Below are 13,010 nucleotides of genomic sequence, written 5' to 3'. Positions count from 1 at the left end.
CTAAACGAATGGTTGGATTTTTAAAAACTTAGTGAGTGGCAACAATGAAAGCGGGTTCAAATCGCTATCAGGTACTTTCTGAATGGGAGGCAGTTGCTGTCGAATGTTTACACCTGACATAGGGCCGGTTCACTCCGACCTAAGACTTTCCACCGGATTCATCAATGCCGCCTTCACGCTCTGAAAACTCACCGTCAGCAGCGCGACGACCACCGCCAGCACACCGGCCAGCACGAAAATAGCCCAAGACAATTCGATGCGGTAGGCGAAGGTACTTAGCCATTGGTCAGCGGCCCACCAGGCCAGCGGTGAAACTACCACCAGAGCGATAAGCACCAGGCGCACGAAATCGGTGGACAGCAGCCGCACGATGCCCAGTACCGACGCGCCAAGTACTTTGCGGACACCAATTTCCCGGGTACGCTGCTCGGCGGTGAAGGCCGTGAGTCCGAATAAGCCCAGGCACGAAATCACGATAGCCAGGATGCCGAAGTAGTTGACCAGGGTACCTACCTGCTGTTCGGATTGGTATAATTGTTCGTAGGCTTCATCCACAAAATGGTAGTTGAACGGATAGCTGGGATTCAATTTCCTGTTGATCTGTTCCAGCGAGGCGAGGGCCGAAGGTACCTGTCCGGCGCGGGTTTTCACCAGCAGGTAGCGGGTGTTTTCGGGATAGAAGGAAATCACCAGCGGTGCGATGGTCTGGTGCATCGAATTGAGGTGGAAATCTTTCATCAGGCCCACCACATGGCCTTTGCCCCGATTGAAAGTAATTTCCTGACCCACCGGTTCGCTCATTCCCATGAGTTTGGCGGCAGTTTCGTTGATGAGGTAATTCGCCGAATCCGCCGGACTGTTGGCCCGGAAATCACGTCCGGCGATCAATTCGATGTTCATGGTGCGGATAAAATCGCTGCTGACATTCATGGTCGAGACTTCCACCAGTCGTTTGGGTTCTTTGCCCGGCCAGCTCAGGTCGGTCGTGCTGTTTCGCACATTGACGGGCAGTTGGCTCGTCAGGGTAGCCGACGCAACGGCGGGCTGGCGCATGGTTTCCTGCCGCAACAGATCACTTTTTTCAAACTGCTCGAAGGTACCTTCCAGCGGAATGTACAGGACATTCTCGCGATCCAGACCCAGGTGGGTGGTTCGCAGATAGCGCATTTGCGAGCCGACAGTTAGCATGCCCACGATCAGAAAAACGGAAAGCGAAAATTGAAATACGACCAGCGATCGCCGGAATAGGGCCGGGCCCGTACCAACCTTCGTGAAGCCCTTTAAAATACGAATGGGCCGCAGAGCCGACAAAAACAAAGCAGGGTAGCTGCCCGACAGCAAGCCCGTAACCAACACCAGCTCAACTACCAGCAACCAGAGTGAAGGATTGGTGAGATCCAGGACTATGTGTTTATCAAACAGCTGATTAAAGGCGGGGAGAGCGGACCAAACCATCGTCAACGCCAGCAGCGCGGCCAGCAAACTCATCAGCATCGACTCACCCAAAAACTGCCCGATCAGCGACGCCCGGCCGGCACCCATCACCTTCCTTATGCCAACTTCCCGGGCCCGTACCGACGACCGCGCCGTGGCCAGATTCATGAAATTGACACAGGCGATAAGCAGGATAAATAACGCCACGATCGAGAAAATACGCACGTATTCGATGCGCCCGCCCGCTGCTTTGCCGTCTTTATAGTCGGAGTACAAGTGCATGTCCGTCATCGGGTGCAGCACGGGTACCTCGCCATTGTCGAATTTAGCATACCGCCGGAAAATGTCCTTCATGCTGGCGGCCGCGTGGTCGGCAGTAGCGGTGGGCAAAAGCCGCGCGTACATAATCACCGAATTCCAGCCCCATTCGCTCATGTAGGGTTGTTCGATATTCTTAAAATTAGCCAGCCAGTCGAACTGTAGCGTTGAGTTGGCGGGTAGATCTTCAAGCACCGCCCCGACCGTATAGAGTTTATCGTCGTCGAGTTGCAGCGTTTGCCCCGAAGCCGACTGGTTGGGAAAGTACTTTTCGGCGAGTTTACGCGAAATAACAATCTGGTCGGGTTGAGCCAGGGCTACTTTCGGATCGCCCGAGAGCGCAGGTAGAGGGAAGACCTCAAAAAACTCCGCCGAAACGAAGGTACCCCGTTCTTTGGCCGCTTTTTCTGGGCCCGCTGTACCGATGGCTTTCACCAGACTTTCGCTGCCGCCGTTTGTTTTTGTGACTGCCGCCACATCGGGAATGTCGCGGGCGATGGCTTCCTGCAAGGGAACAGGTACATACTGCGCCGTTTCTACCGCGCCGCCGTTAAAGGCGTAGTTGACGCGAATATTATACACATCTTCCACGCCCGGCAGAAAGCGGTCATAACTGACCTCGTCGCGTACCCACAACCCGATCATCAGCGCGCAGGCCATGCCCAGCGATAAGCCAAAAATATTGATTCCCGCAAAGAGTCGCTGTTTGAGCAGACTGCGGAGGGCGATTTTGAGATAGCTTGTGAGCATGGTTTTTTATTTTTGTTATATTTGGAAAAAGACGAGCCGAAAATGGAAAATCAAAAGTTAAGTTCGCTACAACTGGATTTGCTGAAAGTTTATTCTTTTCAGCCTAGTGACGAAGATCTGCTGGCGGTACGGCGGCTGCTGGCCAACTACTTCTCTGACAAACTCGTCGATAAGATCGGCCAGTCAGTAGAGAAAAATCAAATCAGCGAAGCCGACCTTGACCGCTGGCTGAATGAGTAAGCTACGGCTCGTGCTGGACACGAATGTCTTCATGGTTTCGCTGGCCCCGCAGTACAAGTACCATTGGATTTATCAAAGCCTGCTGGCCGGGCGTTTTGAACTGGCAATTTCCAACGATATACTCTCCGAATATGCTGAACAAATCGTGCTTCGTTATGGGCTTGACCGCACTGACGCCACGCTCGATTATTTACTTTTTCTGCCCAATATTATTCAAATTAATCCTTCATTTTTTTGGCAACTGATTACAAATGATCGCGACGATAACAAGTTTATCGATTGTTATTTGGCGGGTCAATCCGATCATATTATTAGTAACGACCGCCACTTTCGTGGCTTGACTACCGATGGGTTTCCGCCTGTTTCCGTCCTGACCTACGAGGAGTTTGAACTTCAGTACAAGGCTCTACTCACTTCGTAAACTCTCCACCGGATTCATCAACGCCGCTTTCACACTCTGGTACCCTACCGTAATGAGCGCAATGGTAACCGCCGTCAACCCCGCCAACGCGAATACCCACCACGAGATATTGACATGGTAGGCGAAGTCGGCCAGCCATTGGTCCATGAAGTACCAGGCGATGGGACTGGCGATGACTAATGCGACCAAAACCAACAGCACGAAATCCTTGGACAACATGCCGACGATGCCGGCAATGCTCGCCCCCAGTACCTTGCGGACGCCGATTTCCTTGGTGCGCTGGAAAGCCGTGAGCGTGGCAAGACCGAATAGTCCCAAACAGCTAATCAAAATGGCGATGCCCGTGGACAGGTTGATGATCTGGGTCATCCGGCGTTCGGATTCATAGTACTGCGCGATCATGTCGTCGTAGAACTTGTACTCGAAGGGCGCATCGGGGTAGGTGCTTTTCCAAAGTTCTTCCATTTTCTGGATACCGGCCTGCCAGTCAGAGGGTTTGTTGGAGGCCAGCTTTACGTTGAAATTGCCGGTTCCGTCTTTCTCAGTCATCATGGCCAGCGGGTCGATTTTTTGGGTGAAGGTAGCGGTATGGAAATCTTCCACTACGCCGACAATGGGAATCGACAGGTGGTTGTTTTGCTCTACTAAGTACTTCCCAACCGCATCCTGCGGGCTCTTGAAGCCGAATTCGCGCACGGCCGTTTCGTTGATTACGTACTCCCGCACGGTGTCGCTGGGGAGCAGATTGCGTCCGGCGAGTAGCTTAATGTTATAGGTACCCAGCAAATCCGTATCGACGTATTTTCGGTACACGTTAAGCTCGATTTCCTTTTGAGCACCTTTGTAAATAATGCCGCCGCTGGAATAATTCTGGTTGAAGGGCGGATTCCCCAGGCTTACGCTAACTACTTGCGGCAGGCGTTTGAGTTCGTCTTTCAGCGCAAATTGTTTTTTGCCATATGCTTCGCTTTGCAGCAATCGGTAGGGTACCTGAAAAGTCAGCACGGCTTCCCGATCGAAACCCAAATCTTTTTCCATCGTATAGCGCATCTGCTGGTTCATGATGATAGCCCCAATCACGAAGGCCTGCGCAATCACGAACTGAAAAACAATCAGGCTTTTGCGTAAAGAGAAATTGTTTCTGCCGATTTGCAGACTGACTTGTCCGCGCAAAACCTGCGTGGGTTGAAAGCGGGTGATCAATAAACTAGGGTACCAACCCGCCAGCGCGCTGACCAACACGACGAGCAGCACCATGAAAAGCAGGGTTTGGCCGATATTGGGATATAGGTCCAACTCTTTGGGGAAAAGATCGCCGAAGCTGGTCCGGAACATGATCGTCCAGACGAACGCCAAACCGCAGGCCAACACAGTAACCATAAAAGTTTCGCCCAGAAAATGCCCGATCAGGCGGCTGCGCGAGCTACCCAGGGTTTTGCGGATACCGATTTCGCGGGCGCGCTGGGGTACCTGCGCCGTAGTGAGATTGACGTAGTTGATGACCGCCAGAGCCAATAGGAATACCGCCAGGCCCATGAGCGCCAGCAAAATATTTTTATTTACGGTGCGCAAGCGTCCCGCGTAATTGGGAGCAAAGTGCACTTCCGACAGGGGAAGCAAACTGTGCTTCCGGGTGAAATTAGCGCCCCAATTTTTCATCGCTTCTTGCGAATTCTTCTGCGAAAGCGCATTGATATTTTTATTCAATTTGGCTACATCGGTTTTTTCGCCGAGTAGCAGATATATCTGATCGGACGAGTTGACGCCACCCCACGCTTCGGTGTACGCTTTGGCATTCTCCCCTTTTTGAAAGGTAGAAAGCGACAAAAATTCGTGTCCCGTGAACGAAGTGGCGCGCTCCAAATCGGCCACCACACCCGTCACCTCTATCGCCACCGTATCACGGTACAGTATCGTTTTGCCCAGCATCTGCTCCGGCGTCAGACCCGGGAAGTACTTCTCGGCGCGGGAAAGCGTTAGTACGGCTTCGTTGGGCTGCGCGAGCGCCTTCGCGGGCGATCCGGCCAGCCAGTGGTAGGGTACCAGCTTGAAGTAATCCGTCGTGGTAGCCTGTACTTGTTCTATATCCGTAAAATCAAGCGATTTGCCCGACGGCTGGGGTACCTTTAGGTTCATAATCCATTGGTCATAAAGCCCTGCTACAGTTTCTACGCCTCCCATTTGTTTGCGGATAGCCTCGGCCAGCGGCTTTGGTGCACCCGCATTGCCGCTTTCCTTCCCATCGAAGGTGAAATCCGACACGACTTTATAAATCCGGTCGCGGTGAGGCTGTTCGGCGTCGAAGCTGAACTCGTAGCTGACCAGTTGAAAAATCATCCAGCAAGCCGCCAGACCAATCGATAGGCCCAGCACGTTGAGCGCCGTGAACAGGCGGTTGCGCCACAGGTTACGAAAAGCGAGTTTGAGGTAGTTGGATAGCATGGAATAGGTTGTTAGATTTTGTGTCAATAACTATTTCTGGTAGTGTCGGGTGGAAACACCCGATACAAACTGGTTCACTCTGACCGTAGCGACTCCACCGGATTCATCAAAGCGGCTTTGATGCTCTGAAAACTCACCGTCAGCAGCGCGATCCCTATCGCCAGCATGCCCGCCAAGGCAAACACCCACCATTCGAGGTCGATTTTGTAAGCGAAATCCGCCAGCCACTGGTTCATGGCGTACCAGGCGACGGGGGTGGCAATCAGAATAGCGATGAGTACGAGTTTCAGGAAATCTTTGGAAAGCAGGGCGACAATGCTGGTGACACTCGCGCCCAGTACCTTGCGGATGCCGATTTCTTTCACGCGCTGCTGGATCACGTAAATAGCCAAACCCAGCAATCCCATGCAGGCGATGAAGATAGCGAGCAAAGAAAACAGGCCGAAGATCCGTTCAGAAACCTGTTCGGTCTGATACAGCCGGTTCCAGTCAGCATCCAGAAACGAATAGTGGAAGGGCTGATCGGGCAGGTACCTTTTCCAGAGAGCTTCAGTTTGGGCGATGGCCGCCTGAGGATTCGGAGCGCTGATCCGCATGACGATTTGGTTGTTAAAACCATTGAATACCTTGTCGTGCAGAATGAAGAGGGGCGTAATACGCTGGTGCAGCGAAGCAAAATGAAAGTTTTTGGCCACTCCGATTACCGTGTAAGTCACTTCGGCTTCGCCTGCTCCGAAAGTATCAGGACTTTTGACCTGTTTGCCGACGGGATCGGTAAGACCCAATTCGCGGACAGCCTCCTCGTTCAGAATTATCGACAGTGAATCGTTGAAATCGCGAGAAAAAGAGCGTCCCGCTAGCATGCTCATTCCCATACTGGCCAGGTAGTCATCATCAATTACCATCGCCCGACCCGTGACGGTTTCGGTTTGGTCGGGCTTGCGGAAGGTAATGCCGAAAAAATTCTGCGCATCTGGGGTCGAGCTGGTACCCCCTACCTGCTTCACGCCGGCCAGCTGGCTCGCTTCTTCTTTGAAAGCCCTCGTCTTATTGTCCAGAAATCCCGCGCCCTGAATGGTGATGACCGCTTCTTTGGTAAAGCCCAGTTCTTTGGTCTGGATATAGTGCATTTGCCGGAATACCACCAGGGTACATACAATTAACGCGACCGAGATGGCAAACTGAAAAACCACCAGCCCGTTGCGGAGCAGGTACCCCTGTCGGGTAGCCGAGAACTTGCCCTTCAATACCTTGATCGGCTCAAAGGCCGCCAGTACGCCCGCCGGGTAGCTACCCGCCAGCAAACCAATGCCTCCCGCCAGCAATAACGAAGCGGGTAGGCGCCACCCTAGTAAAAAGTCCAGGGAAAGTTGTTTGCCTGCCAAATTATTAAAAAATGGCAGCAGACTTGCCACAAGTACCAAGGCTACAACAAAGCTAAACAAACTCAATAGTACTGACTCCGTAAGGAATTGCGCCGCCAATTGGCTTTTCGTGGAGCCTAAGGCTTTACGGATTCCTACTTCCTTGGCTCGCTCGGCCGAACGGGCGGTAGCCAGGTTCATAAAATTAATCGCGGCGATTAGAAGGACAAATACGGCAATAAGTGAAAAAACTGTCACGAGAGTCTGGCTGCCGTTGGTACCTAGTTCCTGCTCAAGGTGAGAATTCAGGTGAATGCCGGTTAGGGGTTGAAGGAAATAAAAGTAGCCATTGCCCGCTTTCAAGTACTCTTTGAATGATACCCCAAAATTGCGCTGTACCTGCCCGGCGGCGTATTTTTCGACCAGCGCCGGAAATTGCGCCTGCACGGTTTCCGGTTGCACGTTGGGTTTGAGCAGTAAGTAAGTACTTGCCGAAAAACTGATAAAATTCTCAGGACGGGCCACATCCGGTGGAGCCACGGTCGATTGCAGAAAATCAAAGGTAAAGTGGGAATTGGGAGGTAGGTCGGCACACACACCCGTCACTTCCAGCTTCGGGCCGTGCACCATCTCGATCACCTTGCCCAGCGGATTGGCCTCTCCAAACAGCCGATGAGCCGTTTGCTGGGTCAGTACCACCGTGTTGGGCCGGTTGAGTACCTGATCGCGGTTCCCTCGGATGAGCGCCGTTTGAAACACCCGAAAGAAGCTGGAGTCCGCCGCCATCACGTTACGTTCTTCAAAAGTCTGCCCCTGGTACTTGAACACCACCGGTGCGTTGCCATTGAAGGCAAACAGCCGCACAACCTCCTCCACGCCCGGAATGTCCCGCTTCAGCACCGAGGCGTACGAATCCGGGATGATGGCGTACTTCGCCACGCGGTCGGGATATTTCCGTTCCAGCGCCACGCGGTAAATCCGCTCGCCGTCGGGCCAGTGGCGGTCGTAGCTGCGTTCGTCGACGACGTACATCACGATCAAAATGCAGCAGGCCATGCCGATGGACAGCCCGATGATGTTGATGGCGGTATTCATCTTGTTTTTCAACAAATTCCGCCGGGCGATTTTAAGGTAGTTTGTGAGCATAGTATGTTCTTAGCTTTTGTTTATTCACTCCGCAAACTCTTAACCGGATTTGCCAACGCTGCCCGCACGCTCTGAAAACTCACTGTCAGCAGCGCGATCCCCACGGCTAGCAAGCCCGCCAAGGCGAAAACCCACCATGAAATATCGATTTTATAAGCAAAATCCTGTAACCAGAATTGCATGGCGTACCAGGCGATGGGAGTGGCCATGACAATGGCAATAAGTACTAGTTTTAGAAAATCTTTGGACAGCAGGGTGACGATGCTGCTCACACTTGCCCCCAGTACCTTGCGCACGCCGATTTCCTTGGTGCGCTGCTGCGCTGCAAATGCAGCCAGACCAAAGAGCCCCAGGCAGGAAATAAAGATTGATATGATCGTGAAAGTATTGACGATTCGGGAAGTCCGGGCGTCCGATTGGTAGTTCCTCTGGAAATCATCGTCCAGGAAACTGTACTCGAAGGGTAGATTCGGATTCAGCTTTGCCCAGGTTTTCTCCATTAGAGAAAGAACGCTGCTTACCTCGGTCGTATTTACATGTACCACGGCATAATTGAACCAGGGACTAAGGTTCAACATAAAAGCGTAAGGTTCAATGGGCTTGTGCAAATCTTCGTAGTGAAAATCTTTCAGTACGCCCACTATCTCGTAGGGAATGGTACTTCCTTGCCAATCAAAGTTGAGCTTTTGTCCGACGGCTGTTTCCAGTGGAATGGCAAACTTCCGCAGTGTGGCCTCATTCACAACGATCCGGTTGTTCGTATCGGCAGGAAACTCTCTCGAAAACATTCTTCCGGCGGCGAGTTCAAAATCCATCGTTTGCATGAATTCAGGCGATACACGGTTGGTATTGACCTGCCGCCGAATGTCATTGACCGACTGGTCGGCTCGGTACAGGCTCCTAGTCGTTTGGTTGGTGATGCCGGGATAATAGTCGGTTCCCGCTACTCCGGTAATTCGGCTGTTTTGCACTAATTCATTTCTGAGGGTTGAATAGTCATTTCCGTGGAGGGGAATAATGATTTGCTGGTCTTTATTGAAACCCAGGGGCTGATCGCGCAGGAAATTCATCTGCTGGTAAATCACTACTGTAGCTACGACCAGCCCGACGGAAATCATGAATTGGAACACCACCAGCGTTTTCCTCAGACCCACCGCAGAAGCCGAATTCACGAACCTGCCTTTCAGTACATCCAACGGGTTGAACACAGACAAATAGAACGCAGGGTAGCTCCCAGCTAATAATCCTGTAATGAGGGCCAATGCTACAAAGCATATAACATTCCACGGAGACAGCAATTCATTAATTTGCAAAGTTTTGTCGGTCAATTGATTAAATACGGGTAAGAATAAAACGGTTAGGATCACGGCTACTGAAAGAGATACCAAAGTCAGCACCATCGACTCTCCCAGAAACTGCCCGATCAGGCCCCGCTTCCCGGCTCCCAACACTTTGCGCATCCCTACCTCCGCCGCCCGTTTTATCGAACGGGCCGTGGATAAATTCATGAAATTGATACAGGCAATAAGTAAGGTAAAGAGCGCAATCGAACCCAGGATGTACAGGTACTTCGTGCTGCTGGTGGCCGTCACGATCGTGTCGGTCTTTTGGTACAAGTGAAGGTCCTTCACGGGTGTCAGGAAAATCCGCTTGTCAAAGCCCTCCTCCTGCAAACTTTTACGTACATACTTGTCCATGAAGGCCGCCAGTTTCCGATTGAATTTTTGGGCGTCGGATTTGGGCTGTAACCTGACGTAGGTGTAATACATATTGTTGCCTGTGTAAGTAACCGGCTGCTCTCGAATAAACTCCGCCACCCAACCGGCTGAGAGCGGAAGAAAAAAACGGGCGTCGATGTGCGATCGGCTGCTTTCGTCCCGGTAAACCCCTGTGACTTTGAAGCTTTTTCCGAATCCGGCCGTGCCACCTACCTTAATGGTTTTGTTCAGAGCCGAGGCATCGCCGAACAATTTGCGAGCGACTTCCTCCGAAAGCACCACCGATTGCGGATTTTGAAGGGCCGCACGTTGATCACCTTCCAGAAAGGTGTAAGAAAATACGTCGAAAAAAGTAGAATCAACCTGGTAGCCCTTGGTTTCGTAGAATGAAATTTCGGACTTGCCAGGCTCCTCCGCGGTCAGCAAAGTCTTATCCTCGATCACGTTTACCCAAAGCCGGGTAGCTTGTGCAATCTCAGGATATTCTGCCTTAATCGCCTGGGCGTAAGGCGCCGACAATTTGGGGAATTCCTCCCGTCCCCCGGCGGCAGAGATAGCTTCGCTGTTAACCAGGTACAAGTCATTGGCATACTGATGATGCCGATCAAAAGAAATTTCGCTGTGGATGTACATAGCCAGCAGCATACAACAGCCTAATCCTACCGAAAGTCCAATGACATTGAGTCCCGAGAAGAGCTTGTTACGCAGGAGATTCCGCCACGCGATCTTAAAATAGTTCTGGATCATGGTTTTTTATTACGCTTATAATTATTCGCTCCGCAGCGACTCTACCGGATTCATCAACGCCGCCCGCACACTCTGGTACCCTACCGTAATGAGCGCGATCCCCACGGCTAGCAAGCCCGCCAACGCGAACACCCACCACGAAATATCGACATGGTAGGCGAAGTCAGTCAGCCATTGGTCCATGAAGTACCAGGCGATGGGACTAGCGATGACCAAGGCAATAAGTACCAGTTTTAGAAAATCTTTGGACAGTAAAGCCATGATGCTGCTCACGCTGGCGCCCAGTACCTTGCGGATACCAATTTCTTTGGTACGTTGCTGCGCGGTGAAGGTGGCCAAGCCGAAAAGTCCCAGGCAGGAAATTAGAATGGCCAAAACCGAAAAGGCCACCGTGAGTTGGCCCGTGCGTTCTTCGCTACGAAATTTATAGTCGTATTCCTCATCTACAAAAGTGTAGTCGAATGGACTATCGGGGAGGTGTTTTTTCAGCACCGTTTCAATCACCGCCAGGGATTGGTGCGGGCTTTGCCGGGAATCGAGCCGCAGAGTCACAAACTTCCCGATGCGGGGCCCGATGAAGAAAATCGCCGGTTCGACGGGTTCGTAGGGTGAGTCCATTACCATATCCTCAATGACGCCCAGCACCCGGAATTTCAAGTCGAAGTCTTCGCCTTTCCAGGTGACGGTTTCACCGACCGGATCGGCAAACCCCATAAACCGGGCAGCGGTTTGATTGATGACCAGTCCCATGGAGTCGGAAGCAAACTGCCGGGAAAAGTCGCGCCCCGCCTTAAACTGCCAGCCTACCGTTCGTCCAAACTCATGGGAGACCGCCGTAGTGGTAAAGTTGGTTTGCAGGTCGGAAGACTTGCCCGTCCAGCCAAAGCCACCGTTTTTTGAGCGCGTTTCGGTAGTGGGGCTGGCTGATTCTGCCAACTCGGTTACGCTGCTCGTGGCCAGCAACTCCTGTCGAATCGCCTCACGGTGTGGTGCATAGCGGGGCGAGTTGGGCATCAGGGTAATTAGCCCGTTGCGATCAAAACCCAGAGGGCGGTTTTTGGCGTGGCGAATTTGTTGAAAAATTACGGCCGTTCCAATAATGAGGATAATCGAGACCGTAAACTGCAACACTACCAGAATCTGCCTGGGGGCAAGCAACCCGCGCCTTGACCGCATCGAAGCACCTCCGCCTGTAAGTACCTTGACCGGCTGGAAGGACGATAAATAAAGAGCCGGATAACTACCCGCCAAAATTCCCGTCAGCAAGGTGAAGCCGATGCCGGTCAGCCAAAAATACAGATTGGTCCATGGAATGCTGATGCTTTTACTGGCTACCTGATTGAACAAAGGCATGACCAGAAAAGCCAGCAGAACGGCCAGCACGTACGCCAGGCCCGCTACCAGCAACGATTCGCCCAAAAACTGACCTACCAACTGGCCTCGCTTCGAGCCAACGGCCTTCCGAATGCCTACTTCCTTTGCCCGGTTGAAGGAGCGGGCGGTACTCAGGTTGACGAAATTGATGCAGGCCAGTAACAATACAAAAAAACCGATACTGCCAAACAGCCACAAAAACTGAATGCCGCCACCCGTACTTACCCCATTTTCAAATTCTGAAAACAGATGCCAGCGGCGCATCGGATGCAGGAATAGTTCAGGTTTTGTGGTTGACCCGTCTTGATTCTTTTCAGACAGAATTGGTTTGATTTTTTCAGAAACGTCGGCAACATTAGCGGTCGGGATTGTTTCAACAAAAATTTCAAACGAGGTATTGGACCAGCTGTCTTTGGCCTCTGCAATCCAGCCCGTCGAAACGGCGTACAGGTCCCAGGGAGCGATAAACCGTACTTCTGCGAAACTGCTGTTGGCGGGCAGATCTTCGTACACACCCGTGACGCTGACCGTTATGGCGTTGTCTATCATAAGTACTTTACCCAGCGGCGGCTCGTCACCGAAAAGTGCCTCGGCGGTCGATTCGGAAAGCAGGATGGAGGCCGGGTCTTTTAAGCCATTCCGGCTACCTTGTTTCATCCGCAATGACAGCATATCCGGGGCCTCAGGGCTCATGAATTTTCCGAATTTTGCAAAAACCTGATTTCCATGCGCCAGGCTGTGCTTGCTTCCCCACCAAGCCAATACTACCCGCTTGAATTCGCTGCCGTAGGTAGTTCGGAGCTCGGTCGCCAGGGGAATCGGTACCGACGGAGCCGTGGTGACTTCGCCATTGACCGTCTGGTTGCGCATGACCTGCGCAATGTGCGAAGCGTTTTCGTGATATCGGTCGAATGTCAACTCATCATGAATCCACAAACCAACGAGTATAGCCACCATTAGGCCAAGGGACAATCCTCCCACGTTGATAAAAGAATAGAGCTTGTTCTTAATCAGGTTACGCCAGGCGAGTTTGAGGTAGTTGGGAAGCATGATATA

Annotated in this window: 7 protein-coding genes; 2 read left to right on the top strand and 5 right to left on the bottom strand. The window is 52.1% G+C overall.

Features of this window, described 5'->3' with window-relative positions; genetic code table 11:
- Positions 1 to 129: 129 nt before the first annotated feature.
- Positions 130 to 2,502 carry an ABC transporter permease gene (locus GBK04_RS16070; RefSeq protein ID WP_152761368.1) on the bottom strand — a complete coding sequence of 791 codons (2,373 nt, stop codon included), beginning with the start codon at positions 2,500 to 2,502 and terminating at the stop codon, positions 130 to 132.
- Positions 2,503 to 2,544: 42 nt separating this feature from the next.
- Here GBK04_RS16070 and GBK04_RS16065 point away from each other — a divergent pair, with 42 nt between their 5' ends.
- Entirely contained in the window at positions 2,545 to 2,742 is a 198-nt protein-coding gene (locus GBK04_RS16065) for a DUF8507 family protein (RefSeq protein ID WP_152761366.1), read from the top strand.
- Positions 2,735 to 3,163, top strand: coding sequence for a putative toxin-antitoxin system toxin component, PIN family (locus GBK04_RS16060; protein ID WP_152761364.1), 429 nt, complete (start codon positions 2,735 to 2,737; stop codon positions 3,161 to 3,163). Before GBK04_RS16065 ends, GBK04_RS16060 begins: the two co-directional genes overlap by 8 nt.
- Here GBK04_RS16060 and GBK04_RS16055 read toward each other — a convergent pair.
- The 4 genes from GBK04_RS16055 to GBK04_RS16040 all read right to left on the bottom strand — a co-directional run bounded on the left by GBK04_RS16055 (position 3,149) and on the right by GBK04_RS16040 (position 13,004).
- Complete coding sequence (locus GBK04_RS16055) at positions 3,149 to 5,605, bottom strand: ABC transporter permease (protein ID WP_152761362.1); 2,457 nt, start codon at positions 5,603 to 5,605, stop codon at positions 3,149 to 3,151. The genes GBK04_RS16060 and GBK04_RS16055 overlap by 15 nt on opposite strands.
- 74 nt (positions 5,606 to 5,679) lie before the next feature.
- On the bottom strand, positions 5,680 to 8,115 hold the full coding sequence (locus GBK04_RS16050; RefSeq protein WP_152761360.1) for an ABC transporter permease: 2,436 nt from the start codon (positions 8,113 to 8,115) through the stop codon (positions 5,680 to 5,682).
- Between the two features lie 20 nt (positions 8,116 to 8,135).
- On the bottom strand, positions 8,136 to 10,580 hold the full coding sequence (locus GBK04_RS16045; RefSeq protein WP_152761358.1) for an ABC transporter permease: 2,445 nt from the start codon (positions 10,578 to 10,580) through the stop codon (positions 8,136 to 8,138).
- A gap of 21 nt (positions 10,581 to 10,601) precedes the next feature.
- Positions 10,602 to 13,004, bottom strand: a complete 2,403-nt coding sequence (locus GBK04_RS16040; RefSeq protein WP_152761356.1) for an ABC transporter permease — start codon at positions 13,002 to 13,004, stop codon at positions 10,602 to 10,604.
- Positions 13,005 to 13,010 lie beyond the last annotated feature (6 nt).

The organism is Salmonirosea aquatica, from assembly GCF_009296315.1.
In the GTDB taxonomy this organism is placed as follows: domain Bacteria; phylum Bacteroidota; class Bacteroidia; order Cytophagales; family Spirosomataceae; genus Salmonirosea; species Salmonirosea aquatica.
The sequence above is the reverse complement of the archived record's forward strand: the minus strand, read 5'-3'. Positions and strand labels throughout refer to the sequence as shown.